Annotated in this window: 23 protein-coding genes and 1 tRNA gene; 11 read left to right on the forward strand and 13 right to left on the reverse strand. The window is 69.3% G+C overall.

From position 1 onward, the window contains the following. Positions 1-28: 28 nt before the first annotated feature. The 3 genes from ACWEJ6_RS35115 to ACWEJ6_RS35125 form a co-directional block, all read right to left on the reverse strand. Positions 29-1,528 carry a M28 family metallopeptidase gene (locus ACWEJ6_RS35115; protein ID WP_452429349.1) on the reverse strand — a complete coding sequence of 500 codons (1,500 nt, stop codon included), beginning with the start codon at positions 1,526-1,528 and terminating at the stop codon, positions 29-31. A gap of 122 nt (positions 1,529-1,650) precedes the next feature. Beyond that, complete coding sequence (locus ACWEJ6_RS35120; protein ID WP_452429351.1) at positions 1,651-2,592, reverse strand: DNA polymerase domain-containing protein; 942 nt, start codon at positions 2,590-2,592, stop codon at positions 1,651-1,653. A gap of 44 nt (positions 2,593-2,636) precedes the next feature. Next, positions 2,637-3,473, reverse strand: a complete 837-nt coding sequence (locus ACWEJ6_RS35125; protein ID WP_452429353.1) for a helix-turn-helix transcriptional regulator — start codon at positions 3,471-3,473, stop codon at positions 2,637-2,639. Between the two features lie 78 nt (positions 3,474-3,551). Here ACWEJ6_RS35125 and ACWEJ6_RS35130 point away from each other — a divergent pair, with 78 nt between their 5' ends. The 3 genes from ACWEJ6_RS35130 (at position 3,552) to ACWEJ6_RS35140 (ending at position 5,091) form a co-directional block, all read left to right on the forward strand. Next, positions 3,552-4,316 carry an SDR family oxidoreductase gene (locus tag ACWEJ6_RS35130; protein WP_397154179.1) on the forward strand — a complete coding sequence of 255 codons (765 nt, stop codon included), beginning with the start codon at positions 3,552-3,554 and terminating at the stop codon, positions 4,314-4,316. A gap of 65 nt (positions 4,317-4,381) precedes the next feature. Continuing rightward, positions 4,382-4,774 carry a CoA-binding protein gene (locus ACWEJ6_RS35135; protein ID WP_352319836.1) on the forward strand — a complete coding sequence of 131 codons (393 nt, stop codon included), beginning with the start codon at positions 4,382-4,384 and terminating at the stop codon, positions 4,772-4,774. Positions 4,775-4,809: 35 nt separating this feature from the next. Next, on the forward strand, positions 4,810-5,091 hold the full coding sequence (locus ACWEJ6_RS35140) for a hypothetical protein (protein WP_387679515.1): 282 nt from the start codon (positions 4,810-4,812) through the stop codon (positions 5,089-5,091). A gap of 2 nt (positions 5,092-5,093) precedes the next feature. On the opposite strand, the gene ACWEJ6_RS35145 is transcribed toward ACWEJ6_RS35140, so the two are convergent. Continuing rightward, entirely contained in the window at positions 5,094-5,576 is a 483-nt protein-coding gene (locus tag ACWEJ6_RS35145; RefSeq protein ID WP_452429355.1) for a hypothetical protein, read from the reverse strand. Positions 5,577-5,635: 59 nt separating this feature from the next. Beyond that, positions 5,636-7,030: a purine-cytosine permease family protein gene (locus tag ACWEJ6_RS35150; RefSeq protein WP_352319839.1), complete on the reverse strand. Its 1,395-nt coding sequence runs from the start codon at positions 7,028-7,030 to the stop codon at positions 5,636-5,638. 113 nt (positions 7,031-7,143) lie between these two features. Here ACWEJ6_RS35150 and ACWEJ6_RS35155 point away from each other — a divergent pair, with 113 nt between their 5' ends. Beyond that, the gene (locus ACWEJ6_RS35155; protein ID WP_452429358.1) at positions 7,144-8,547 is read left to right on the forward strand and encodes an MFS transporter; all 1,404 of its coding nucleotides are present in this window, start codon (positions 7,144-7,146) and stop codon (positions 8,545-8,547) included. Positions 8,548-8,566: 19 nt separating this feature from the next. Here ACWEJ6_RS35155 and ACWEJ6_RS35160 read toward each other — a convergent pair whose 3' ends face one another. After that, complete coding sequence (locus ACWEJ6_RS35160; RefSeq protein WP_452429360.1) at positions 8,567-9,451, reverse strand: cytochrome c oxidase assembly protein; 885 nt, start codon at positions 9,449-9,451, stop codon at positions 8,567-8,569. A gap of 256 nt (positions 9,452-9,707) precedes the next feature. On the opposite strand from ACWEJ6_RS35160, the gene ACWEJ6_RS35165 reads away from it, so the two are divergent. After that, a complete protein-coding gene (locus ACWEJ6_RS35165; RefSeq protein WP_452429362.1) occupies positions 9,708-11,048 on the forward strand; it encodes a sensor histidine kinase in 1,341 nt (446 codons plus the stop codon). Between the two features lie 125 nt (positions 11,049-11,173). Here ACWEJ6_RS35165 and ACWEJ6_RS35170 read toward each other — a convergent pair whose 3' ends face one another. Continuing rightward, positions 11,174-12,982, reverse strand: a complete 1,809-nt coding sequence (locus tag ACWEJ6_RS35170; protein WP_452429364.1) for a bifunctional metallophosphatase/5'-nucleotidase — start codon at positions 12,980-12,982, stop codon at positions 11,174-11,176. Between the two features lie 107 nt (positions 12,983-13,089). On the opposite strand from ACWEJ6_RS35170, the gene mshD reads away from it, so the two are divergent. Then, positions 13,090-13,998: a mycothiol synthase gene (gene mshD / locus ACWEJ6_RS35175; protein WP_452429366.1), complete on the forward strand. Its 909-nt coding sequence runs from the start codon at positions 13,090-13,092 to the stop codon at positions 13,996-13,998. A gap of 130 nt (positions 13,999-14,128) precedes the next feature. Here the strand turns inward: mshD and ACWEJ6_RS35180 are convergent, their stop codons facing one another. The 3 genes from ACWEJ6_RS35180 to dcd form a co-directional block, all read right to left on the reverse strand. Next, on the reverse strand, positions 14,129-15,133 hold the full coding sequence (locus ACWEJ6_RS35180; RefSeq protein WP_358289487.1) for an inorganic phosphate transporter: 1,005 nt from the start codon (positions 15,131-15,133) through the stop codon (positions 14,129-14,131). A gap of 5 nt (positions 15,134-15,138) precedes the next feature. Further along, a complete protein-coding gene (locus ACWEJ6_RS35185; RefSeq protein WP_106243913.1) occupies positions 15,139-15,756 on the reverse strand; it encodes a DUF47 domain-containing protein in 618 nt (205 codons plus the stop codon). A gap of 236 nt (positions 15,757-15,992) precedes the next feature. Continuing rightward, positions 15,993-16,568, reverse strand: coding sequence for a dCTP deaminase (dcd, locus tag ACWEJ6_RS35190; protein WP_452429369.1), 576 nt, complete (start codon positions 16,566-16,568; stop codon positions 15,993-15,995). Positions 16,569-16,667: 99 nt separating this feature from the next. On the opposite strand from dcd, the gene ACWEJ6_RS35195 reads away from it, so the two are divergent. From ACWEJ6_RS35195 to ACWEJ6_RS35205, 3 genes are all read left to right on the forward strand, one after another. Further along, positions 16,668-16,741: transfer RNA gene (locus tag ACWEJ6_RS35195), tRNA-Gly, on the forward strand. A gap of 776 nt (positions 16,742-17,517) precedes the next feature. Further along, a complete protein-coding gene (locus tag ACWEJ6_RS35200) occupies positions 17,518-17,943 on the forward strand; it encodes an SCO4402 family protein (RefSeq protein WP_452429371.1) in 426 nt (141 codons plus the stop codon). Between the two features lie 437 nt (positions 17,944-18,380). Next, positions 18,381-18,830 (forward strand): hypothetical protein, encoded by a 450-nt coding sequence (locus ACWEJ6_RS35205; protein ID WP_452429373.1) that lies wholly within the window; start codon positions 18,381-18,383, stop codon positions 18,828-18,830. A gap of 577 nt (positions 18,831-19,407) precedes the next feature. Here ACWEJ6_RS35205 and ACWEJ6_RS35210 read toward each other — a convergent pair. Beyond that, complete coding sequence (locus ACWEJ6_RS35210; protein ID WP_452429375.1) at positions 19,408-20,034, reverse strand: DUF6518 family protein; 627 nt, start codon at positions 20,032-20,034, stop codon at positions 19,408-19,410. Positions 20,035-20,110: 76 nt separating this feature from the next. Beyond that, complete coding sequence (locus ACWEJ6_RS35215) at positions 20,111-20,497, reverse strand: hypothetical protein (protein WP_452429377.1); 387 nt, start codon at positions 20,495-20,497, stop codon at positions 20,111-20,113. Between the two features lie 332 nt (positions 20,498-20,829). On the opposite strand from ACWEJ6_RS35215, the gene ACWEJ6_RS35220 reads away from it, so the two are divergent. Together ACWEJ6_RS35220 and ACWEJ6_RS35225 are read left to right on the forward strand one after the other, a co-directional pair. Further along, positions 20,830-21,420, forward strand: coding sequence for an RNA polymerase sigma factor (locus ACWEJ6_RS35220; protein ID WP_452429379.1), 591 nt, complete (start codon positions 20,830-20,832; stop codon positions 21,418-21,420). Further along, on the forward strand, positions 21,413-22,393 hold the full coding sequence (locus tag ACWEJ6_RS35225) for a CU044_5270 family protein (RefSeq protein WP_452429381.1): 981 nt from the start codon (positions 21,413-21,415) through the stop codon (positions 22,391-22,393). The genes ACWEJ6_RS35220 and ACWEJ6_RS35225 overlap by 8 nt, the downstream gene beginning before the upstream one ends. A gap of 574 nt (positions 22,394-22,967) precedes the next feature. Here ACWEJ6_RS35225 and ACWEJ6_RS35230 read toward each other — a convergent pair. Further along, complete coding sequence (locus tag ACWEJ6_RS35230; protein ID WP_452429383.1) at positions 22,968-23,405, reverse strand: hypothetical protein; 438 nt, start codon at positions 23,403-23,405, stop codon at positions 22,968-22,970. Positions 23,406-23,567: the final 162 nt, after the last annotated feature.

Genomic DNA, 23,567 nt, shown 5'->3' on the forward strand with positions numbered 1-23,567 from the left:
GGGCGGCGACCCGCCCGGGATCGCCTGCTCAGCGTGCCGACTGCGAAGTGAGCGCGGTCTTCGCGGCGGCGGCGGTCCGCGGCGGGATGCCGTTCAGGTTGAAGGCGAACCTGGCCGTGGAGTCGGCCACCGCGTCGGCGTCCACGTCGAGCGCGGTCGCGTTGATGTTGGCGATCGTGTCGCACGCCTGGTGGTAGCAGGAGTCGTAGGGCTGGCCCGCGACGCCGCCGAACAGCGCGGCCTCCTCCGCCGTCTTGATGCCCTCGGCGCCGGTGAAGATGCCGCCCGCGGGGATGCCGACCGCGATGAACGGCCCGTAGTCGGAGCGTCCGTCGAAGTCGGTGCCCACGGTGGGCAGGTGGCGGGAGGCGTAGAAGTCGGCGAGCTGCCGCTCGATCTGCGCCGATCCGGGCGGACCGGCCGGCGAGCCCTGGCCGTCGGAGTCGTCGCCGTCGTACAGCTTGTACGCGTAGTTGGGCGAGGCGACCATGTCGAAGTTCAGGTAGACCCTGATCCGGTCGCGCTGGGCCTGGGACAGCTTCTCGACGTACTGGTCGGAGCCGAGCAGGCCGATCTCCTCGGCGGCCCAGAACGCGAAGCGCACCTTGTTCTTGACCGGGAAGAGCGCCATCTCCTCGGCCACTTCGAGGATGGTCGCGCTGCCCGAGCCGTTGTCGTTGATGCCGGGGCCGACGGTCACGCTGTCGAGGTGCCCGCCGACCATGACGACGTTGCGCGGGTCGCCGAACCGGGACTCGGCGATCACGTTGTCGTTGGTGCCCAGGACGAGGTTGGCGTCGACCTTGAGCCGCACGGTCGGCGAGCCGGTGGCCAGCTCGTTGCCGACGGCGAAGTCGGCGAAGACCATGGGCACGTTCGCCCGCCACTCGCCGATGTCCAGCGGGAACGCGTCGGTCCGGCCCGGCTGGCCCTCGTTGAACACGATGATCCCGGACGCGCCGGCCCGGCCCGCGTTGCGGATCTTCTGGGCGAACGCGCAGGTGCCGCGCTGGATGAGCGCGATGCGCCCGGCGACGAACCCGGCGAAGTCCGACTCCTCGCAGCCGCTGGTCGAGGTGGGCGTCGGGGTCGGGGGCAGGGTCAGGTCCACGCCCTGGACCTGCGCGGTCACGTCCCCGGCGGGTGACGGCTGGAAGGAGTAGAAGTCCTCGTTCGGCACGTACGACTTGGCGTCCGGCGCGGTCCGGTCGAGCGTGGGCGGGCTGTTCTCGGTCCAGCTCTCGACGAAGTTGATCGGCTGGAACGTGACCTTGTAACCGGCCTTGCGCAGCTTGCCCGCCACGTAGTCGCGGGAGGCGTTGTAGCCGGGCGTGCCGGCGGCGCGGGTGCCGCCGTTGGCGTTGGCGATGGATTGGAGTGCTTCCAGGTGCTTCTTCACGTTCTCGCCCTTGACCTGCTTCACCAGCAGCTTGGCGAAGACGTCGTCGAGCGGGCCCGCGCTCGCCGGGACCGCCATGGCGACGGGTAAGGCGAGAGCGGCGACCAAAGCGATGATGATTCTGCGCATGCAGGCTCCCCTAGGAGTGAGATGCGGAGAAATCCCCCGAGCCGCAATGATTCGCAAGGTAGCCCGTCGAGGCAGCCCTGAGAAGGTCTACCGGCCTACGCCAATGCGTCAATATCCGGACACTACGATGACTCGGCACGCCGGGCGCGGGCGCGACGCTTGCCCTCGTGCATCGCCTGGACGCGGGCCACCGGGATGGTGTGTCCCTCCGCGACCAGGTCGGCGGGCAGCTCGCGCGGCTCCGGCATGAGCTCGGCCCACGGGTCCCGCCCGCCGAGCAGCCCGGCGGCGTTGTGGATGGTGAAGTCGGCGGGCACGACCCGGTCGAGCTCGTCCCAGGGGACGGGGAACGAGACCGGCACGCCCGGCCGCACCCGCGGGCTGTAGGCCGACACGACCGTCGCGCCGCCGGCCCTGGTGGAGTCGATGAACACCTTGCCCGCGCGGTCCTCCCTGATGAAGGCCGTCGTGGCCAGCGCCGGGTCGAGCCGCTCGGCGCGGGCGGCCAGGGCCCGGGTGGCCGCGGCCAGGTCGTCCATGGCGGTGCCCGGCGGGACGGGGACGAACACGTGCACGCCCTTGGCCCCGCTGGTCTTGACCGCGCCCGCCAGCCCGGCGTCGGCAAGCGCCTGGCGGACGAGGTGGGCGGCTCGCACGGCGAGCGGGAAGGAGTCGTCGCCCTCGGGCGGGTCGAGGTCGAGGATCATGTGCGTGGGCCGGCCGTCCAGGAACAGCGCCGGGTGGTACTCGACGGCCCGCTGGTTGGCGAACCAGAGCAGGGTGCGCCGGTCGTCGCACAGCGCGTACGACACCTGCCTGCGGGACGCCTCGGCCCACACACTGACCGTCCTGATCCAGGAAGGGGCGTATTTGGGCAGGTTCTTCTGCATGAAGGGTTCCTGGCCCGGCCGTACCCGCAGCACCGACAGCGCGCGCCCGCGCAGCGCCGGGACGATGCGGTCGGCGACCGCGTCGAGGTAGTCGACCAGGTCGCGCTTGGTGGCGCCGGACCCGTCGAACAGCGGCTGGTCGAGGTTGGTCAGGGCGACGTCATCGGCGGTCACCCGCCCCACGATGCCCACTGGCCCGCGCCCGGGTCAACCACCGCTCAACCACGGCCGGACCGGGCGAGTTCCCGCGAGGAGCCGATCTCCTCCCGCAGCCGGGCGACCACGCGGCCGGTGTCGGAGTCCGGGTCGGCCGCGTACATGACGATCGCCAGGTCGGGCTGGCCGGGCACGGCCAGGGTCTCGTACCCGAACTCCAGCTCGCCCAGCTCGGGATGGCGCAGGCGCTTGGTCCCGTACGTCTTCTCGGCGACCCCGTGCTCGGCCCACAGGCGGACGAAGTCGGGGTCGGCCGACAGCTCGGCGACCAGCTCGGCCAGCAGCGGGTCCTCCGGGTGACGCCCGGCGTACAGCCGCAGGTACGCGACCGTGTCGGCGGCCACCTCGGCCCAGTCGGGGTAGAGGGTGCGCGTGTGCGGCGCCAGGAACACCTGGAGGAGCTGGTTGCGCCGGCCGTCCGGGACGCCGGCGAAGCCGCTGACGCGGTCGGCCAGCGCGTTCCAGGCCAGCACGTCCATCCGGGGCCCGAGGACGAACGCGGGCATGCCGTCGGCCAGGTCGAGCAGCCTGCTCAGTCCGGGCCGCAGGACGGGCCGGCTCACGTGCCTGGCCGGCCGGAGCAGGTCGCGCAGGTGGGCGCGTTCGGTGTCGTCCATGCGCAGGACCCGGGCGACGGCGTCGAGCACGGCGTCGGAGACGTTCTGGACGCGTTCCTGCTCCAGGCGGATGTAGTAGTCGACGCTCACGCCGGCGAGCAGCGCGACCTCCTCGCGCCGCAGGCCGCTGACCCGCCGCCGCCCCGACGTGGGCAGCCCGGCGTCCGCCGGATGGATCCGGGCCCGACGAGAACGGAGAAACTGCCCCAAATCACCTTCCACCGCTTCAGGGTAGTACCGCCGTTACCAGGAAAAGCCGTGCGCTGGGTAAGTCCGTGCGGCTCGGCCAGGGTGAGAGCCATGACGAACTACGAGAACCTCTCGGGCCGCATCGCCGTCGTGACCGGAGCCGCCAGCGGCATGGGCGAGGCCACGGCCCGCCTGCTGGCCGCCAACGGCGCCAAGGTGGCCCTGCTCGCCCGCCGCGCCGACCGGCTCGCCGAGCTGGCCGCCAAGATCGACGCCGACGGCGGCACCGCGCTGCCCGTCACCGTGGACGTCACCGACGACGCGAGCGTGGCCGCCGCCGTGGAGGTCGTCCACACCGGGCTGGGCCGGGCCGACCTGGTCGTCAATGCGGCCGGCGTGATGCTGCCCAACCCCGTCCAGGACGGCCGCCTCGACGAGTGGACGCGCATGCTGGACACCAACGTCGCCGGCGTGCTCCGCGTCACCGGCGCCTTCGCCGCCGACCTGCTGGCCGCCGCCGACGCCGGGCGGACGGCCGACCTGGTGAACATCTCCTCGATCGGCGCGCACGTCACGTTCCCCAACTACGCGGTCTACGGCGCGACCAAGGCGGCGCTGACCCACCTGTCGGCCTCGCTGCGCCCGGAGTTCGGCCCGCGGGGCGTGCGCGTGACCAACCTCGAACCCGGCCTGACCGCGACCGAGCTCGGCGACCACATCGACAACGCCGAGCTGGGCGCGCAGCTCGCCGGGATGTTCGAGGCGTTCACCCCGCTGACCGCCGACGAGATCGCCGACCTGATCGGCTACACGGTCAGCCGGGCCCGGCACGTCAACCTGCGCCAGGTGGTCGTGCTGCCGACCGCCCAGGCATAGGCGGGAAGCCCGCGCGCGTCCGGCGTGTTGACGCCTGCATGGACGATCGTTTCGCGGATCAGCGCGTGATCAGGCAGCTGCTGCACGAGGCCGGGACGTGGGTGTTCGTGGGGCTCGGCGACGACCCGCAGCGCACGGCCTACGACCAGGCCCAGCGCATCCAGGCGCGGGGCAAGAAGATCATCCCGGTCCATCCGGCGGGCCGGCCGGTGCTGGGCGAGCCGGGCTACACGTCGCTGGCCGAGGTGCCGGTCAAGCCTGACGTGGTGGCGGTCTACCGGCGTTCGGAGTTCGCCGGCCAGGTCGTGGACGAGGCCATCGCGGCCGGCGCGAAAGCGGTGTGGCTGCCCATCGGCGTGATCGACGAGGCGGCCGCCCAGCGCGCCCTCGACGCCGGGCTCGACGTCGTCATGGACCGCTGCCCCGCGGTGGAATGGGCGTTGCGCCGCAATCCCTGATCGCGAGGTACGGTGCGGTGAGGGAGGGCGGATCCATGGAAGACGACCACATCACCACGATCGGCACGTGCTTCGCGTGCAAGCGCACGTTCCCCTACACCACCGCGAACGTCACCATGATCACCATCGACCCGGAGACCGGCCTGCCTCCGGACCGGACGGTGCTCGGCACCCAGCGTGAGCCGGCCCCGGAGGCCCTGGCCCGGTCGGTGCCCGAGCCCGTCTGCCCCGACTGCCTGACCAGGGCGCGCGAGTTCAAGGAGCGCATGAGCTCCCCCGCGCCGTTCGAGACCTGGCGCCGGCCCGAGCCGAACTGACCTCATCCGGCCGGCGGCCGGACGCTCCCGGCGCAGAGCTCCTGGTAGGCCAGCGCCAGCAGGGTCACCACCGCCGTGCCCGCGGCGGGCCCCACGACGAGCGCCGCCGACAGCTCGCCCGCGTGCCAGCCCGCCGCCGTGATCGCCGCCGACGTCAGCACCGTGACGCCGAACGTCGCCGCCCACAGCGGCAGCAGCCGCAGGTAGGCGAACACCAGCGGGAACGCCGCCCACACGAACGGCGCCGCCGCCACCGCGAGCACGGCCCAGCACGCGGTCACCAGCCCCAGCCACGCCCGCCCGAGCATCGGCCGCGGCGGACCGCCCTGGATCACCTGACCCAGGCCGTAGAGCAGCCCGAGCAGCACGCCCCCGGCGGCCTCGGCGAACCGCTCCTCGCCCAGCACGGCCAGCACGGCGATCACCAGCGACGCCCAGAAGGCGCCGTGGACGGACCACCTGAGCAACCGCAATACGGAAGACATCCACGGAAAGTCCATAACTGTTCACCAACAGTAACGGAAGCGTCCCGGTCCTGAGAAGGTCAGCGGCGGCGCAGGGTGAGCACGAAGTACAACACCCCGGCCAGCAGCAGCGCGATGACCACGCCGATGTTGGCCGCCCCGAACGTGCTGTTCCGCAGCTCGTCGCTCATCAGGAACCCGACGACCGCCGCGATGTGCTCATCGGCGGACGTGATCAGGCCGACGCCCACGACCGAGGCGACCACCAGGGAGACCAGCCCGGCCGGGTTGAGGGCGGGCGCGCCGGGGCGCAGCAGGCGCTCGTCGTAGGCGCGGCCGCCGTCCCGCAGCCGCCACATGTCCACCAGGAAGATCGCCACCCAGGCGGCCATCACCACGCCGATGATCGCCAGGAACGCCTGGAAGGTGCCGAAGAAGTTGTCGGAGACGAACAGCAGGTAGTAGCCGCCGAGCACCATGAGGAGCCCGTCGATCAGCACCGCCAGGTGCCGTCTGACCGGCACGCCGAGGGCCAGCATCGACAACCCCGACGAGTAGATGTCCATGATGGCCCCGGCCAGGAAGCCGCCGATCGCGGTCAGCAGGTACGGCAGCAGGAACCAGGTCGGCAACGCCGCCGCCAGCGCGCCCACCGGGTCGCCGCCCGCCGCCTCGGCCAGCTTCGGGTCGCCGCCCGCCAGCAGCACGCCGAACACCAGCAGCACCATCGGCGGCAGCGCGCCGCCCAGCGTCGTCCACAGGGCCACCGACCTGGGCCGGGAGCCGGCGGGCAGGTAACGGGAGTAGTCGGCGCCGCAGTTGACCCAGCCGAGGCCGAGCAGGGTCATGGAGAGGATGACGCCGCCCACCCAGCCGCCGGGGCCCGCCGTCGTCTCCAGCGAGCCGCCCAGCCTGGGCAGCATGAGGATCAGGTAGACGACGGTCAGCACGACGAACGCGTACGTCAGGTAACGCTGGACGACCATGATCATGGCGTGGCCGTACACGCCGACGGCGATCACGACCAGCGCCGCGACGGCGAAGCAGCCGGCGGTGGCGGTCGTCTCGGGGATCCCGGGCGCCACGCGGCGCAGGATGGCGGCCCCGCTCTGCGCGGAGAGCGTGACGAGCACGATCTCCCAGCCCACGTTCGACACGTACGACAACACCGCGGGCAGCTTGTTGCCCTGGTATCCGAAGGGCGCCCGGCCCAGCGTCATCGTCGGCACGCCGGACCGGCTGCCCGCGACGGCGACCAGGCCGACCAGCAGGAACGACAACGCGTACCCGACCGCGCCGGTCACGACGGCGGGGACGACGCCGAGGCCGAGTCCGACGACGTACACGCCGAACGCCACCCCGAACAGGGACAGGTTCGCCCCCGCCCAGGGCCAGAACAGGTCGGACGGTCTTCCCCGCCGCTCGCTGTCGGGGACGGCGTTGATGCCGTTCCGCTCCACGGCCATCGTGTCCATGATCACTTGCTCCTTCGCGGGGGCCCGGCAAAGAAATCATTGTCCGCCTAGGACGATATTTCCCACCCTGGGGGGAATCATGATCGCTGCCGCTGTTCCGCAGAGAGGTCGCGATGCAGGCACCCGGTTCCGACACGCGCAGGCGGGCGCTGGGCGTGTGCCTGGTCGCGGCGTTCATGTCGGGCCTGGACGTGAGCATCGTCAACGTCGCCCTGCCCTCCATCCGCGCGGGCCTGCACGCCTCGGACGACGGCCTGCAGTGGACGCTGTCCGGCTACGCGCTCACGTTCGGCCTGCTGCTGGTCCCGGCCGGGCGGATGGGCGACGCCAGGAGCCGCAGGACGCTGTTCATGTGGGGCGTGGTGCTGTTCACGGCGGCCAGCGCGGCCTGCGGCTTCGCCTGGAGCATGCCGGTGCTGATCGCGGCCCGGCTCGTGCAGGGCATGGCGGCCGGGATGCTGAACCCGCAGGTGTCCGGCCTGATCCAGCAGATGTTCCTGGGCCACGAACGCGGCCGGGCCTTCGGCGCGCTCGGCGCGACCATCGGCGTGTCCACCGCCGCCGGGCCGCTGATCGGCGGCGCGCTGGTCACCGGGTTCGGGGCCGCGCAGGGCTGGCGGTGGGTGTTCCTGGTGAACCTGCCCATCGGGATCGCGCTGCTGCCGCTGGCCTGGAAGTGGCTGCCCGAGCCCGTCCCCGGGCCGGTGCGCACCGGGCGGCGGGAGAGCATGGACCCGGTCGGCGTGCTGCTGCTCGGCGTGGGCGTGGCGACGCTGCTGCTGCCGTTCATCCAGCAGCACCAGTGGAAGGGCGAGGCCAAGTGGCTGCTCGTGCCGGCCGCGCTGCTCGTGCTGGCCGGGTTCGTGCTCTGGGAACGGCTGTACCCCAGGGAGCCGCTGGTGGACCTGTCGCTGTTCGCCAGGCGGTCCTACAGTCTCGGGTCGGCCATCGCCCTGTTCTACTTCGCCGGGTTCACCGGGATCTTCTTCGCCTTCACCCTGTACCTGCAGAGCGGCGAGGGCTACAGCGCGTTGCTGGCCGGGTTGTCGATCACGCCGTTCGCGCTGGGGTCGGCCGGGTCGTCGGTGGTGGGCGGCAGGCTCGTGGGCCGGGCGGGCAGGAAGCTGGTCGCGGTGGGGCTCGGGACGGTGATCGCGGGCCTGCTGGCGACCATGGTGGCGACGTTGCTGGTGCCGGGGGCCGGCGTGGGCGCCGCGACCGCGCTGCCGCTGCTGGTCGCGGGCATCGGCAGCGGCCTGGTGATCTCGCCCAACCAGGCGATCACGTTGTCGGAGGTGCCGCCCGCGGGCGGCGGGAGCGCCGCCGGGGTGCTGCAGACCGGGCAGCGGCTCGGGTCGGCGATCGGCATCGCGGCGGCGGGCTCGGCGTTCTTCGGCTCGCTGCCGCAGGGCTGGCCGACGGCCTTCCGGCACGGCCTGTGGGTGGTGCTGGGGTTCGTGGTCATGGCGCTGGCCGCCGCCCTCTACGACCTCTTCCGCTCCCGCGCCGCCCACTGACCGGGCCGCTGCCGGGCGGCTACAGGTCGGCGGGGTCCGGATCGTCCTCGTCGCCGTACTCGGCGGGGGTGAGCGGGCCGCGCGTCCTCGCCGGCTCGCGGTCGGGGACGCGGACCCGCCGGACGGGCTCGGGCTCCCCCGGCACCCGGGCGGTCAGCCCGGGGGCGAGCAGCTCGACGTCGGCGTGCTCGGGAGTGCGCCGGGCCCGCCAGGACGCCGCCAGGGCCAGGGCGAGCAGCAGCTCCCCGGCGCCCCCGCCGTAGAACATGATCTCCGCCGCGCCCCTGAGCTGGTCGGACGGCACCGGCAGGTCCAGCCATCCGGCGTACATCACCTGGGACAGCCCCGCGTGCACCGCGACCGCCACCCCGACCACGGCCAGCCGCACCGGCACCGGCGGGCGGCGCGGCGCGGGGTCGGGCCCGGCGACGACCCAGGCGAACAGGTAACCGGTCAGCAGGAGGTACGCGTGCACCGCCGGCGCGGGGACGAGCCCGTACAGGGGCGTGCAGGACAGGGCCGCCATGCCGCCGGCGCTGAGCGCCAGCGCGGTCCACGGGTTGGCCGGCAGGTGGACGGCGGGCCCGCGGAGCGCCAGGGTCAGGCGGCGGGCCTGCGCGACCGGCAGCGAGCGCAGCAGCAGCGTCACCGGCGCGCCCAGGGCCAGGAACAGGGGCGCCGCGATGCCGATCAGCAGGTGCTGCACCACGTGGCCGCGGAAGTCGGTCGCGGCCAGCGCTGCGACGGGGTCGGTGAGCGCCACGGTCACCAGCGCGCAGCCGCCCGCGAAGCTCGCGGTACGCCACCGGCTCCACGCCGTCCGCCCGGCCAGCACCACGTACGTCACCAGCACGACGAGCGCCGGCGCGGCCCAGAACCCGCTCAGGTGGTGATGATGCGGCACAGATCGATCACCTCGCCCATGTGTCGCGGCAGCCGCCCGGCGAGGACCGGCGGCCTGCCCGTGGCGCCTCCCACGTGATCCACTATTCGAGCGCCACGCCGGGCCGGCCCGGCGGGACACCCCTCTTTGCGGGCCGCTTGCCGAATCTCGATCCGGGCTTTTCCCCGTTCAGGTCTCCATGGGTAGGTCTCAGGGGATGGCGAAAAGGCTCTTTCCCCGCTCGATCCGCGGGCGCCTGACCACGCTCGCGACATTGGTGGCGGCAGTGGTCCTGGCCGTCACGGGCGCGCTCGCCCTCACCCTCGGGCCGGACAACCTGCACGGGCTGGTGGAGACCCGGGTGGAGCTGGCCGTCCGCAGGGTGGCCAGCGAGGCCCGCGCCGGGCAGCTGCCCGCGTCGCTGGAGGCTCCGGCCCGCGTGCAGCTCCTGCAGGTGGTCGACGCCGACGGACGCGTGCTGGCCACCAGCCCCGGCCTGCACCACGGCCAGCGGCTGTCCGGCATGCGGGTGGACAAGCCGGAGACCCTCTACAGCGCCGAGAGCACGCTCACCGGCCTCAGGGACGAGAAGGAGGCCCAGTACCTGATCATGGCGATGAAGGTGCGCACCCCCGACGGCCGGCTCGTCACGGTGTACGGCGCCTCCTCCCTCAGCGACGTCAACCGGGCGCTGTCCTGGCTGAACGCCACGGTGTTCCTCGGCACGCCCATCGCCCTGGTGATCGTCGCCGGCATCACCTGGGTCGTGGTCGCCTCCGCGCTGCGCCCGGTCGAGCGCATCCGCGCCGAGCTCGCCGAGATCACCGGCCGCGACCTGAGCCGGCGCGTGCCCGTCCCCGAGACCGGTGACGAGATCACCGACCTGGCCACCACCACCAACCACACCCTGGACCGCCTCGAACGCTCGGCCGAGACCCAGCGCCGCTTCGTCGCCGACGCCTCCCACGAGCTGCGCAGCCCCATCTCCGCCCTGCGCACCCAGCTGGAGGTCGCCAACGCCTACCCCGACGAGACCGACTGGCCCGCCACCGGCGCCCGCGCCCTGGCCGCCGCCGAACGCCTCACCGGGATCATCGACGAGCTGCTCCTGCTGGCCCGCCTGGACGCCGGCGCCATCCCCGACCGCCGCGTCGTCGACATGTGCCGCCTGGCCGAGGAGCAGGTGCGCCGCCGCGAGGGCGGCAAGATCCCCATCGTCGTGGACGTGTGCGCCCACGCGCCCGTCCTCGGCTCGCCCGTCCAGCTCGACCGGCTGCTGACGAACCTGCTGGACAACGCCACCCGGCACGCCGCGCACCGGATCGACCTCAAGGTGTGGGTGGAGGGCGACCACGTCTACGTCTCGGTCACCGACGACGGCGACGGCATCCCGCCCGCCGACCGCGAGCGCGTCTTCGAACGCTTCACCCGGCTGGAGGACGCCCGCCGGAAGGAGAAGGGCGGCAGCGGGCTGGGCCTGCCGCTGTCCCGCGAGATCTGCGCCTCGCACGGCGGCACACTGAAGGTCGCCGACCACGAACCGGGCGCCCGCCTGGTGGCCTGCCTGCCGCTGTACCGCGAACAGGAACGCCCCGCCGACTCACCGCACCGGTCCTGACGTCCGGCTCACCGCATCGGGTCCTGGCGTCCGGACGCACGCCGTCGCGCTCTGTCCGGACAGACGCCGTCGTGCTCTGTCCGGAAGAGCCGGAGGCCCGCACGGCGGGACCTCCGGCCCGGAGATCACTTGATCATCGTGATGCGGTTGGCCGCCGACGGGCTGATCGGCGAGTGCGCGGTCAGGTACGCCGTGAACGCGTCGAGATCGACCGGTCCGCTCCACGTGTCCGTGCTCTGCGTGAACACCGAGAAGCCGTCACCGCCGCCCATCAGGAAGTTGTTCGCGGCGATCTTGATCGACTGCGTGTCCGTGACGGGGGCGCCGTTGAGCTTGACGTCCGACACGCGCGACCCCACCGGCTTGGTGGTGTCGAAGGTGTAGGTCAGCGACGACGACACCTGGAGCAGCCGGTGGTTGATCGCGCCCGTCGCCGGGTTGGGCGTCCAGACCTGCTGCTCCAGCAGCGCCTTGAGCTGCGCGCCCGTGTACGTGCGCACCTGCACGATGTTGCTGAACGGCTGGACGGCGAACGCCTCGCCGTAGGTGACGACGCCGTCGCCCTCGGACCCCGACTGCGCGTACGTCAGCGAGGTGCGGATGCCGCCCGGGTTCATCAGCGCGATCTCGGCGCCCGCCGGCTTGGCCGCCTCCAGCTGGGAGTCGGCGATGAGGTCGCCGAGCGGCGTCTCCGGCCTGGTGGTCGCGGCCGAGGTGTTGGTGACGACGTTGGTGATGTCACCGGTGATCGAGCCGATCTTGCGGTTGGCCACTTCGGCGCTGCGCGTCCGCCACGTCTGAACTTGCGCCTCGACCTCCGGGTCCGGGGTGACCGTACGGGCGACGACCTTGTTGTCCGCGGTGACCGAGGAGCGGACCACGTCCCGGGTGCGCTTGTCGACCCGCAGGTCGATCTGGGTCAGCACGCGGCCGAACGACGAGCCCTGCGTGTAGTAGCGGTCCTGGCCCGCCGGGTCCTTGGTCTTGCAGATGTAGGCCTGGTGCGAGTGGCCGCTGATGACCAGGTCGATCTGCGGGTTCAGCTCCCTGGCGATACGCGAGCCGGCGTTGGCGGTGTTCGCCGAGCACGCGTCCGGGCTCTGGTTCGGGGTGGTCGAGTCGCCCTCGTGCATCAGGACGACCTGCGCCTTGACGCCCCTGCGCGCCAGATAGGCCGAGGCCCGGTTCGCCGCGGCGACCTCCTCGGTGAACTGCAGGCCCTTGATGCCCTCGGCGGTGACGATGGTCGGCGTGGTCGCCGTCACCAGGCCGATGAAGCCCACCTGCACGCCGTTGATCTTCTTGACGTAGAACGGCGGCAGGGCGTACTGGCCGGAGCCCTCCTTGAGGACGTTGGCGGCGAGGAAGTCGAAGTCCGTGCCCTTCCACTGGCCGGCGGGCGAGCAGCCGTCCACCGGGTGGCAGCCGCCGTTCATGAGGCGCTGCAGCTCGGCGTACCCCTCGTCGAACTCGTGGTTGCCGGCCGCGGTGGCGTTGAGGCCGAGCGAGCCGAGCACCTCCAGGGTGGGCTCGTCGTGGTAGGCGGCCGAGATGAGCGGGGACGCGCCGATCAGGTCGCCCGCCGCCACGAGCAGCGTGTTCTCGGTACGCGCCTGCTTGACGTACGTCGCCAGGTACGACGCGCCGCCGGCGATCGAGTACTTGCCGCCGGGCAGCCCGGTCAGCGAGCCGTCGGCGTCGACGAGGGGGCCGTCCGGGTCGAGGATGCGGCTGGAGGAGCCCGACGGCGGTTCGAGGTTGCCGTGCAGGTCGTTGATGCTCAGCAGGCGGACCGGGACGGTCGGCCCGCCGTGGCCGGTTCCGCGATCGGCCGAGCCGCTGGTCGCGGCGACCGCGGGCGCCATGGCCAGGGCGATCCCGGCCGCGGTGGCGGCGCCGGCCGTGCACAGCCGGAGGAGGGTGCGTGACGTCATGAGAGGGACGTTACGACGTCTCCCTATGCAACGAATGTCGCAAAGGTAACGATTGACCGGGGCAGCCCATGGCATTGTTCGCCATTGGTACGCCTAGAGTTCCTTATGTGGGTGCACATGTGAAGATCTGCGAACGGCTCGACGACGACGAGGTCTCCCAGGTTCTCCGCATCGTCGAGGCGGCGACCGAGACGGACGGGGTCCGCCCGCTCAACGAGCACGTGATGCTCCATCTCCGGTACGGCGGCGACCCCCGTGCCCGCTCATTGCTGCTGCACGCCGACGACGGCGCGCCCGCGGGCTACGCGCACGTCGACCCGACCGACGAGGTCGAGGGGCCGAGCGCGGAACTGGTCATCCATCCCGCCTACCGGCGACAGGGCCACGGGACGCGGCTGCTGCGGGCCGTGCTGGAGCTGACCGGCGGCAGGGTGCGGCTGTGGGCGCACGGCGACCACGCCGGCGCCGGGGCGCTGGCCGCGTCGTTCGGCTTCGACCGGGTGCGCTCGCTGTGGCAGATGCGCCGCTCGCTGTTCGCCCCGCTGCCGCCCTACACGCTTCCGGAAGGTGTGGAGCTGCGCACGTTCGTCCCGGGTCAGGACGAGGAGGCGTGGCTCAAGGTGAACTCCGCCGCCTTCGCCCACCACCCCGAGCAGGGCGCCTGGACGCTCGACGACCTGCACCGGCGCGAGCGCGAGCCCTGGTTCGACCCCGAGGGCTTCTTCCTGGCCGTCCGCGGCGACCGACTCGCCGGCTTCCACTGGACCAAGGTCCACGGCTCGTCCGAGCACGGCCACGAGCCGCTCGGCGAGGTCTACGTCGTGGGCGTCGACCCCTCCCAGCAGGGCACCGGCCTGGGCCGGGCGCTCACCCTGGCCGGACTGACCCACCTGCGCTCGCGCGGCCTCGCCCACGCGATGCTCTACGTGGACGAGGCCAACACGGCCGCGATCAGGCTGTACGAGTCCCTGGGCTTCGCCCGCTGGGACGTGGACGTGATGTACGCCGGCGGATAGCTCCCGGCAGAGGTACGCCGGCGGACAGCCCCCGGCAGAGGTACGCCGACGGATAGCCCCCGGCTGATGTACGCCGGCGGAAAGCCACCGGCGCCCCACTCCACCGTCAGGCCCTACTCACCATCAGGCCCTACTCCACCATCAGGTGGAGGACGCCGTAGGCCAGCGCCGCCACGAGGGCCGCCGCCGGGATGGTGAGCACCCAGGCGGTCACGATGTTGCCGGCCACGCCCCACCGCACGGCGCTCAGCCGCTTGGTCGCGCCGACGCCCATGATCGCCGTGGTGATGGTGTGGGTGGTGGAGATCGGCGCGCCGAACCCGATCGCGGCTCCGTACAGGACGGTGGCCGCGGCCGACTCGGCGGCGAACCCCTGGGGCGGGTCGAGCGCGATGATCCGCCGGCCGAGCGTGCGCATGATGCGCCACCCGCCGGCGTACGTGCCGAGCGAGATCGCACCGGCGGCGCTCAGGATGACCCACTGCGGGATCCCCTCGCCGGGGCTGGCGTACCCGCCGACCGTGAGCGCCAGGAAGATGACGCCCATCGTCTTCTGCGCGTCCTGCAGGCCGTGCCCGAGCGCCATGGCGGCGGCCGAGACGGTCTGCGCGTAGCGGAAGCCGCGGTTGGTCCTGCCCGGCTGGCTGTTGCGGAAGATCCAGTAAATTGCGATCATGATCAGCGCGGCGAGGCTGAACCCGATCAGCGGCGACAGGATCATCGGGATGACGACCTTCTCGACGACGCCGTCCCAGTGCACCACGCTGGCCGAGGCCAGCGCGGAGCCCACCAGGCCGCCGATGAGCGCGTGACTGGAGGAGGAGGGCAGCCCGAAGTACCAGGTGATCAGGTTCCAGACGATCGCGCCGATGAGCGCCGCGGCCACGACGACCAGGCCGTGCGGACCGTTGGGAGCGTCGATGATCCCTTTTCCGACGGTCTGGGCCACCTGAGTGCCCAGGTGGGCGCCGATGAAGTTCATCGCCGCGGCCATGAACAGCGCGGCCCTGGGGGTGAGCGCCCGGGTCGAGACGGAGGTCGCGATGGCGTTCGCCGCGTCGTGGAACCCGTTGGTGTAGTCGAAGGCCAGGGAGATGACGACCACGCCGATGACGAGGGCGAGCGTGAGGTCCACTGGGCCTAGCTTTCCTTGACCGCGATCGACTCGACGGTGTTGGCCACGTGCTCGAAGGCGTCGGCGGCCTCCTCCAGGGCGTCGACGACCTCCTTCATCTTCATGACGGTGAGCGCGTCGTACTCGCCGCTGAACAGCTTGGCCAGCAGCCTGCGGTAGACCTGGTCACCCTGGTTCTCCAGGCGGTTGACCTCGATCCAGTACTCGTTGAGGTTCTTCATGGAACGCAGCCGGGGCATCGCCTCGGCGGTCAGCTCGGCGGCGCGTTCCAGGACCTCGACCTGCCGGACCACGTCTTTGGGGAGATGGTCGATCTGGTAGAGGACGATGAGGTCGGAGGCGGCCTCCATCGCGTCCATCACGTCGTCGAGGTTGGAGGCGAGGCGGTAGATGTCCTCACGGTCGAACGGAGTGATGAAGCTCTCGTTGAGCCGGTTCATGATCGCATGGGTGCGTTCGTCACCGGCGTGCTCGCAGGCGCGCATCTTCTCGGCCAGGGCTTCCCTGTCCGATCCGTCACTGATGATCTCGACCAGCAGACGGGATGCCGTGACCAGGTTGTTCGCGGAGTCGGCGAACAGGTCGTAGTAGCTGTCCTCACGTGGCGTGAGACGCAGGCGCACGTCGTTCTCCAGATGTGCGGGGATGGTCCGTGGAAGAGGGTACGGGTTACCAGGCGAAATGCGAACTTCATGTCCCCTTCGCCTTCTGGCTACCCTGCGTATGTTGTGCGACACCGGCGTCCGGAGTAGTTTGGCCGCTTTTTGCAGGGAAATCCGGCCGGTGACGTGGCCTGTTGTGGGGTGTGCGGAGGGCTCATCCTTCCGCGACGTTCGCTAAATGTTCACCTGTTGTTCACTCAAATCTTCGTCCGGTGGAAGTTCCTGAACGACCGGGACGGAGTCGGGCCCCGCTGCCCCTGATACCGGGACCCGTACTTGGCCGATCCGTACGGGTGCTCGGCGGGCGAGCTGAGCCGGAACACGCACAACTGCCCGATCTTCATGCCCGGCCACAGCTTGATGGGCAAGGTCGCCACGTTGGACAGCTCAAGCGTGACGTGCCCGCTGAAACCCGGATCGATGAACCCGGCGGTGGAGTGCGTCAGCAGGCCCAGCCGTCCGAGCGAGCTCTTCCCCTCCAGCCGCGAGGCCAGGTCGTCCGGGAGCGTGATCACCTCATAGGTGGAGGCCAGCACGAACTCCCCCGGATGCAGGATGAACGGCTCGTCACCGGCCGGCTCGACCATCCGCGTGAGATCCGGCTGCTCCACGGAGGGGTCGATATGGGGGTACTTGTGGTTCTCGAAGACACGGAAGTAGCGGTCGAGCCGTACGTCGATGCTGGACGGCTGGATCATGTCCTGGTGGAAGGGGTCTAGGGCGAGCCGGCCGGAGTCGATCTCAGCAAGGATGTCACGGTCAGATAGCAACACGGTGAGCCAACTTACCGTCCCGGCCGGAAAAGGTGGGGCGTTGGGTTTGCTGTTGGGGGGCAAGTTTCCGCTACAGTGGGGACGCGTACTTCGGTTCGTGCGGGTGTAGTTCAATGGCAGAACATCAGCTTCCCAAGCTGACAGCGCGGGTTCGATTCCCGTCACCCGCTCCAACTCCTCAGCACTCCGCCTCTTTGAGGGCTCCCCGAGCAGACGCCACCCACCCGTTGCCTGGTTACCCGGTGGGCCTGCCGATGCCCACCCCTGACCGGCCTCGCTTCGCTCGGACTGCCTTCCTGAGGCTTCGCCAGATGGCGGGGGGCTACCGCCCCTCGAACTCCCCGCCGCGCGGCCTGCGTCTTCGCTTCCTCCACGAGCTTGCTCAGAGGTTGACGATGTGCCCGGCATGCTCTGTCGCAAGGCCTAGTCGATCAATGCTTTTAGTCCGCGATGGTGGCCTGACTGCGCAGTGACCAGTCAGGCGCACCAAGCAGAGGAAGTCTCAGAGTCGGGACTCCGACGCACCCGATCAGGACCCACGGAAGCTACGCCCTGATCGGAAAAACGCGCACGAATGCTTGCATCCTGTAACCCGGATCCCGCCCACGGCCATCTCACCTGTGCATGGCCGTCGCGTACATCTGAGGAGGGCCTTCGCCCGAGTACCGGTTCAGCTCTCCTCCTGGATGACCGGTTCCACCCAGCGGGTGGAAGCCGCCGCAGGGGTGGCAGCCGGATCCGTCATGGCCACCAGCTCCCGCCGACTGGGAGTACTGGGGTTCCTGAGGAGATGCCCGCAGGGCCTCCGCACACCGCAGCTGGCCGAACGAAGGAGCGGCGGCCTGTCCGGCAGCAAGAAACGACTCGAAGAGGAGAACGCCCAGGTACGGCAATGGGTGGAGCGCCTGGGCAACGCGACATCGACAGGCCCCCAAGTAGCTTGGCGTCCGTGGAGGAAGAACATCCGGGCCAACAGCCCGTGCAGTGGCCAGAGCGACGCAAGGACGTGCTCGAATCACTGCGAGCCCTGAGTGACCGCGACTACCAGGACCAACACTGGCGATCCGGGAAAGGACGGCCGGACCTCACCGCTGCCGTGCACCGGCTCATCGACGACACCTCCATCGACCAACACGGCGCACGAGCCCTGATCCCCCATCTCTTCTTCGATCAACGAGAAGCAGACCTCGTGCAGACGGTGGTCGACGCCCTCTTGCACGTACTCGATGACCTCGGCCCAACCGCTCCGGACAACGCGTATCTCGACCATCCTGAATGGACCAACGTCCTGAACTCGGCTGGCGCCGCCTACCTCGCCTTGTTCTCCGACAAGCACGGCTCAAGACGAAACTCTGCGCAACGCCCTTGCACATAGGAGCGTCAGGCGGGGAAGGTGCGCGCGGGCCGCAACAAATCTATAGTGGCGGAGCTTCACACCCTACGTACTGAGGTCTTCACGTGGCCCAACTGATCGGAATGCTGTATCAGACCATCCCCCTAACGCTGGGTGGAGTCATCTTCGTGGCCTTGTTCTTGGCGTTTCGACGCACGCAGCGGCACTCCCACTATCTCCTGTGGCCAGCAGCCGCCTGGCTCCTGGCTGCGTTGGACGAGTGGTACATGAATACTTACCAGCCAGAGATGAACATTCGAATCGACGCTCTACCCTGCTTGGCGCTGATGGCCATCACCACATTGACTTGCGTTCCGATGGCCTTTCTTCGTCGGCGGGCGTAGTCAAATCACACCGCAAGCCCGGCAGGGCAGGATCGATAAGCGGGCGGACAAACACACAGGCGGTGAAACGGGTTGATGATCGAGAACTATCGGGAGCTGTTCTCCGCGCTCCACAAGCGGCCACTCATGTATCTGCCTCGGGCGGACTTCACCAGCGTCGTTGCGTTCATCGAAGGCTGTGATCACGGAAACGCGGGCATCCTGCTCACCGGCTTCCGGGAATGGCTGGTGACCCGTGTCGGGTGTGGGGACAACCTGGTCTGGTGGAGTCTCGTCCTGCGCCTGACCGAGCCGGAGGGCCCGAAGAGCGTGCGCGACATGGACCCCGACGCCGACGCCCGCGCCGTCGAGGTACTGCTGCAATGCCTGGATGACTTTCTGGCATTGCGCCAGAAGCACGACGGACTGCGCAAGATCTACGCCGCTCACCAGGCATGGCTCGACGCTCGCGAGCTCGACCACTGCCTTGCATCGGGAGCAGCGGCGTGCCCGGCCGTGGATTGGCCGAGGCCGCCGACCGAATGATGGGCCCTGGTTTCGGGGACAAGGAAAGATCACGACTTTGATCGCGTGCCAGATCCGTGCCAGAACGGCCAGGGAGCCGCGGTCATTCACGGGAACTCACGGCTGCTCGACCCACTCTGGCCTGCACCCCCGTTTACTCAGCACAGCAAGATCAGTAGATGGTTCCCAAGCTGACAGCGCGGGTTCGGTCTCCGTCACCCGCTCCACATGCCCCAGGTCACGGAGTGAATCCCGACCCGGACCTTGATCATTTCTAGAGCCATCAGCCGAACTTGCTCAGTCCTGCGGCTTGCGCCAGATGATGCAGTAGCGCAACAGAAGGCGACGGAGAGACTGGTAGCCAGGCAACATCTCGGCGGACAACGCTCGGCACGGTCCGTCGCAGTTCGCGGGCGACCATGCCCTCGCCGCAACCTACGTCGAGGGCGCGCTGGTGACCATCAGGGATCGCGCGCAGGATGCGGGGATAATAGATGTTGTGGTTCCAACGTCCACGGTCATGTGTCGATCCTGCCGGACAGCCGTTGACGGATCCCTCTAAGAACCCCTGGCCAAGTGAAGCGCGTGGCGATCCATCTCATGTCGTCACGTACTGAAGTGGGAATCCGACGACCAAGTACGCCAGTGGCGCGAGGGCCAGGGCCGTCAGCAGGGTCGGCATCCGCTCTCTTTGCCGGCGTGCCATCACCAGCGGTACAAGGACCAGGACGGCCAGACAGGCCCATGCCTGCGGGGCGTAATGCAGGACGAAGCCATAGAGGATGCTTTCCATCCCGAAGACACCTCCCAGCGCGGCGAGCCCTATGACACGGTTACGGATGGTGCGTCCGTTCCACCACCACAGCCCAGCCACGCCGAACAACGGGCCGCTGATGACCGCCATCACAAGCCACACCAGCGGATAGGTGAGGCTGCCCATGCCGTCACGGCCGAACTCCGCGTACCCGTAATACCCAACGACCAGGCCGATCGAGGCACACAGGCCGGCGACGGCGGCTGACCGCGCTGACGCCCAGCCGGCAAGCAGGGCGCCGACGACGAACGCTGGGACACACCAGACAGCACCGGAGTTGGCGACCTGGTTCCAGGCGCCTGGAAGCCAGCCCTGAGCAAGATTGGTGACAACACCGAATCCCAGACCTGCCAGCAGTGCGGATGCGCACCAGACGCCGAGCTTTGCGATCGGCCCGAAGCGGCTGCTCATCAGGAAGATCCCCCCTGTCTTCCCTCGCTGGACACCGGCGGGTCGCAACTCTATATGCAAGCCATACATGCTGTGCCTAGTTGGTGATCACGTCGTCACCGCAAGATCCCTCACTGACAAACCAGCACGATGTACTCACAGGCAACCGCCCCTTAGCGGCGCTGTCGATCGCGCCATTGGGGAAGTGGTCGCGATCACTGCGTGCCAGATGCATGCCAGAACGGACGGTGATCAACGGTGAGTCGCAGGGACTCCCGGCCACTCGACCAGCCTTGACCTGCTCCCCATTTCCCCAGCTCAGGACGGCAAGATCAGTAGCCCATTCCCAAGCTGACAGCTCGGGTTCGATTCCGGGGGTGTTCCCGGTGTGACGAAGGTCTTGGAAGTGACAGCCGCTGAGCTTGGCCCCCTTGGGGCCGACGAAGACGTGCCCGTCGTCGGACTGCTCGGCGTAGGTCTCCATGTGTGCGCGAGGGCCTGCACCGCAGGTCAGAGATTGTTGGACAGCAGGACGAGTGACGCCCTATGAACCGTCGGCACTCCGATTTTGGGAGCCAACAGGCCGTACGGCTCCGGACCGAGTTGGATTGATCTGAACAGGCGACTCGGTCACGACCTGCACGGCGAACTGGCTTGAACGGCCCTGGACATCGTTTGGGAACCTTTCGATCAAATGTCGCGGGTCGCGTCGCTATCTGATCGCTGCGTGACGCAGATCACATCGCCTGACACGAACTCGTGCCGCCCCCTCGGGCGAAAGCTGGTGAACCACCGCTCAGGGGATTGGAGCACCATGTGACCGATGACGAATCCGGTAGGGCTGTCGACGCCGAGCTGATACGGCGGTCGGAGCACGACCCGGAGTCCTTCGCCGACCTGTTCGACAGGCACGCGCCCGCGTTACGGCGTTACGTTGCCCGGCGGCTGGGCCCCTCTCTTGCCGACGACATCGTCTCCGACGCCTTTCTGACCGCATTTCGGCGCCGTGGCCGCTATGACATGAGCCATCCTGACGCACGGCCTTGGCTGTACGGCATCACCGCTCGGCTCATCAGCCGACACAGACGCGTGGAGGTTCGGTTCTACCGGGCGCTGGTCCGCAGCGGCATCGACGAGGTCGTCGAGCCCTACGCCGAGCGTGTCGATGACCGGGTCGCCGCACAGCAGGCCGGTCTGGCGGCTGCGCTGGCAAAGCTGTCACCCGGTGATCGGGAGGTGCTGTTACTCGTGGCCTGGGCCGACATGTCATATCAGGACGTGGCCCGTGCACTGGACATCCCGATCGGCACTGTCAGATCCCGCCTGAACCGAGCCAGGACGAGGACACGTCAGGCGCTCGGCGGATCCGACCCCGCGATGACCCGAGAGGAGTCTTTCGATGGATGACCTGCGATCGTTGCACGAGTGGCGTGCCGAGGTCCCCGAGCCCGGCCATGGGTGGATCATCTCGGAGCGCCGGCGGCTGCTGAAGCGGATACGGGGGCGCAGGCGATCAGTGGGGCGCCGCCTGCTTGCGATCGGGGCGCTGGGGGCCGCCGCCTCGGTCGCCGTGGCCGGCCTATGGCCGCAACCGCCCGCTCAGGGGCCGGCGGCTACACCCTCAGTGGTTCGGCTCGACTCCAACGTGGTGCTGGTCCGCGCCGCCGATGTGGCGAGCAGGCGTAGGAGCGCCCAGGTGCCGCTGCCGACGCAGTGGCACTACACCAAGACTCTGGACAAGCAGCCGAACTCAGAGACGACCAAGACCCAGGAACAATGGCTGCGCTATGACGGCAGGCAGGCCGCCTCCTTCGGCGAGGACGGCCAGCTCACCGTCGGTAAGGAACACAACCCGCTGGATCCCGGCGATGACGACCTGTCGCCGCAGCAGTACGACGCCAAGCTGCGCAAGCTGCCCACTGACCCGAGGAAGCTGCTGGTCAAGATCACAGGTGATCGTCACTGGATCGAGGGAGCCCGCGAGGAGGGAGTGCCCAAGAGCGTCGAACCCGCCGACGCCCGCGCTTATCGCGTGATCATGCTCTACCTGAGCAGGTACGGCACGATGCCACCACGGCTGGAGGCGGCCATGTTCCGCGCTCTGGCGCTCATTCCCGGCGTCCGGATCGAGCAAGGCGTGAGCGACGCCGCCGGTCGCAGTGGGCTGGGCGTCTGGCTGGAGCGCGCCGGCGATGCGCGGCCCTTCCGCCGATACGAGATCCTGGATCCGGCCACCTATCGCTACCTGGGAACTCGGACGGTCTGGCTGCGCGATGCGTTCATGCCTGGCAGCAGCGAGCCCGCCACCCGCAAGGGAGCGGTGTGGAGCACGGCTTTGCTGACGTCGTTGATCGTGGAACGTCCCGGTCAGCGGGGCTGAGCGCTCACCCGTGGGTGGGAAGCACGCAAGGATGAGGCGGACTTGGGGCCTGTTCGTCGTGCGCGGCCGCATAAGCCTGGACGGCATGCAGAGGGGCGCCAGGCTTGGCGTAATAGCGTCGTCGCGGGTTCCCAGGCTGATGATCAAGGCTACTGGCGTACAGGATTTCGGGCCTGAGCATGCGGATCGGAAGCGGCTTGGTCCGATCGCGTGTGTGTTCCACCGCAGGCCACGAAGCATCGCACCGCCAGAGTCCGCTCCGCCTTCATCCGCTTGTTGCGGGAGCCACGTTGGGAGCCCCCGGGGTGGACGATCATGAACTGAGCCGAACGAACCTGAACAGTGGGGCGACTGCCAGCCAGCGCGGCGAACGATCCCGAGTGGCCTTGAATATCGTTCGGGGACCTACGGATCAGAGAGTGCGTGCCCGATGCGTGCCCGTACGGTCGGCGATCACCGGGGAGTCACGGGGACTCACGGGGATTGGACCGACATCCGCCCAGGTCAGCGTTCTCACACCTCAGAGAGCATGATCTTGAAAGACTTCCCGAGCTGATGGCACGGACTCGACGTCTCAATCCATCCAGTGGAACCAGGCATCGAACACGCTGTACGGCGGACTGCCGAGAATTGTTTCGGGCCGAAGCTCGGCCTCTAACGGCAAGCTGAGGACCTGAGAATCGAGCAGGGCGATATCGTGTCGATCGAGCACCTGGCGAATCTGCCGATACTCCTCCTCCCATCCCGGAAGAGCAGTATCTGTGACCAGCGACAGCTCCGGCATGCCGCGACTACCGACCCTGCCTGGCCCCGAAGTTTGGATGTCAGGCTTGAAAAGTGCTGCCAGTGGAGCGAGCCGGGACAGCACAAGGGGCAACCCCTCAACGTTCGTCCAGCCGTTCTCGGAATGGCGCATCGATCCGTCGCGCTTGGTGATGAAGACATCAACGAAGGAGGCATATCCAGAGCCGTAATGCCGGAACTCGGCATGATGAACGCTCAACGTCGGCATCCGGTTGAGATCAGCGACAATCCACCGGAGAAGCCCGTCAACAGCGGTAGCCCCGACGGCCCTTGCTCCAATGCCACTGAGCGTAAGTTGATCAAGCCCTGAGCTGGGCCTGCGTGACTCTCCCGGCCGGTGAACGGGGTGCGGGGACGTGGAGCACGCCTG

It is taken from the genome of Nonomuraea sp. NPDC004702 (assembly GCF_053601695.1).

What these genes read in the sequence shown, in the direction of transcription:
- ACWEJ6_RS35115 (WP_452429349.1), bottom strand. Translation starts at nt 1,528, where the DNA reads ATGCGCAGAATCATCATCGCTTTGGTCGCCGCTCTCGCCTTACCCGTC.
- ACWEJ6_RS35130 (WP_397154179.1), top strand. Translation starts at nt 3,552, where the DNA reads ATGACGAACTACGAGAACCTCTCGGGCCGCATCGCCGTCGTGACCGGA.
- ACWEJ6_RS35140 (WP_387679515.1), top strand. Translation starts at nt 4,810, where the DNA reads ATGGAAGACGACCACATCACCACGATCGGCACGTGCTTCGCGTGCAAG.
- ACWEJ6_RS35145 (WP_452429355.1), bottom strand. Translation starts at nt 5,576, where the DNA reads ATGTCTTCCGTATTGCGGTTGCTCAGGTGGTCCGTCCACGGCGCCTTC.
- ACWEJ6_RS35150 (WP_352319839.1), bottom strand. Translation starts at nt 7,030, where the DNA reads ATGGACACGATGGCCGTGGAGCGGAACGGCATCAACGCCGTCCCCGAC.
- ACWEJ6_RS35155 (WP_452429358.1), top strand. Translation starts at nt 7,144, where the DNA reads ATGCAGGCACCCGGTTCCGACACGCGCAGGCGGGCGCTGGGCGTGTGC.
- ACWEJ6_RS35170 (WP_452429364.1), bottom strand. Translation starts at nt 12,982, where the DNA reads ATGACGTCACGCACCCTCCTCCGGCTGTGCACGGCCGGCGCCGCCACC.
- ACWEJ6_RS35205 (WP_452429373.1), top strand. Translation starts at nt 18,381, where the DNA reads ATGATCGAGAACTATCGGGAGCTGTTCTCCGCGCTCCACAAGCGGCCA.
- ACWEJ6_RS35210 (WP_452429375.1), bottom strand. Translation starts at nt 20,034, where the DNA reads ATGAGCAGCCGCTTCGGGCCGATCGCAAAGCTCGGCGTCTGGTGCGCA.
- ACWEJ6_RS35215 (WP_452429377.1), bottom strand. Translation starts at nt 20,497, where the DNA reads ATGGAGACCTACGCCGAGCAGTCCGACGACGGGCACGTCTTCGTCGGC.
- ACWEJ6_RS35225 (WP_452429381.1), top strand. Translation starts at nt 21,413, where the DNA reads ATGGATGACCTGCGATCGTTGCACGAGTGGCGTGCCGAGGTCCCCGAG.
- ACWEJ6_RS35230 (WP_452429383.1), bottom strand. Translation starts at nt 23,405, where the DNA reads ATGCCGACGTTGAGCGTTCATCATGCCGAGTTCCGGCATTACGGCTCT.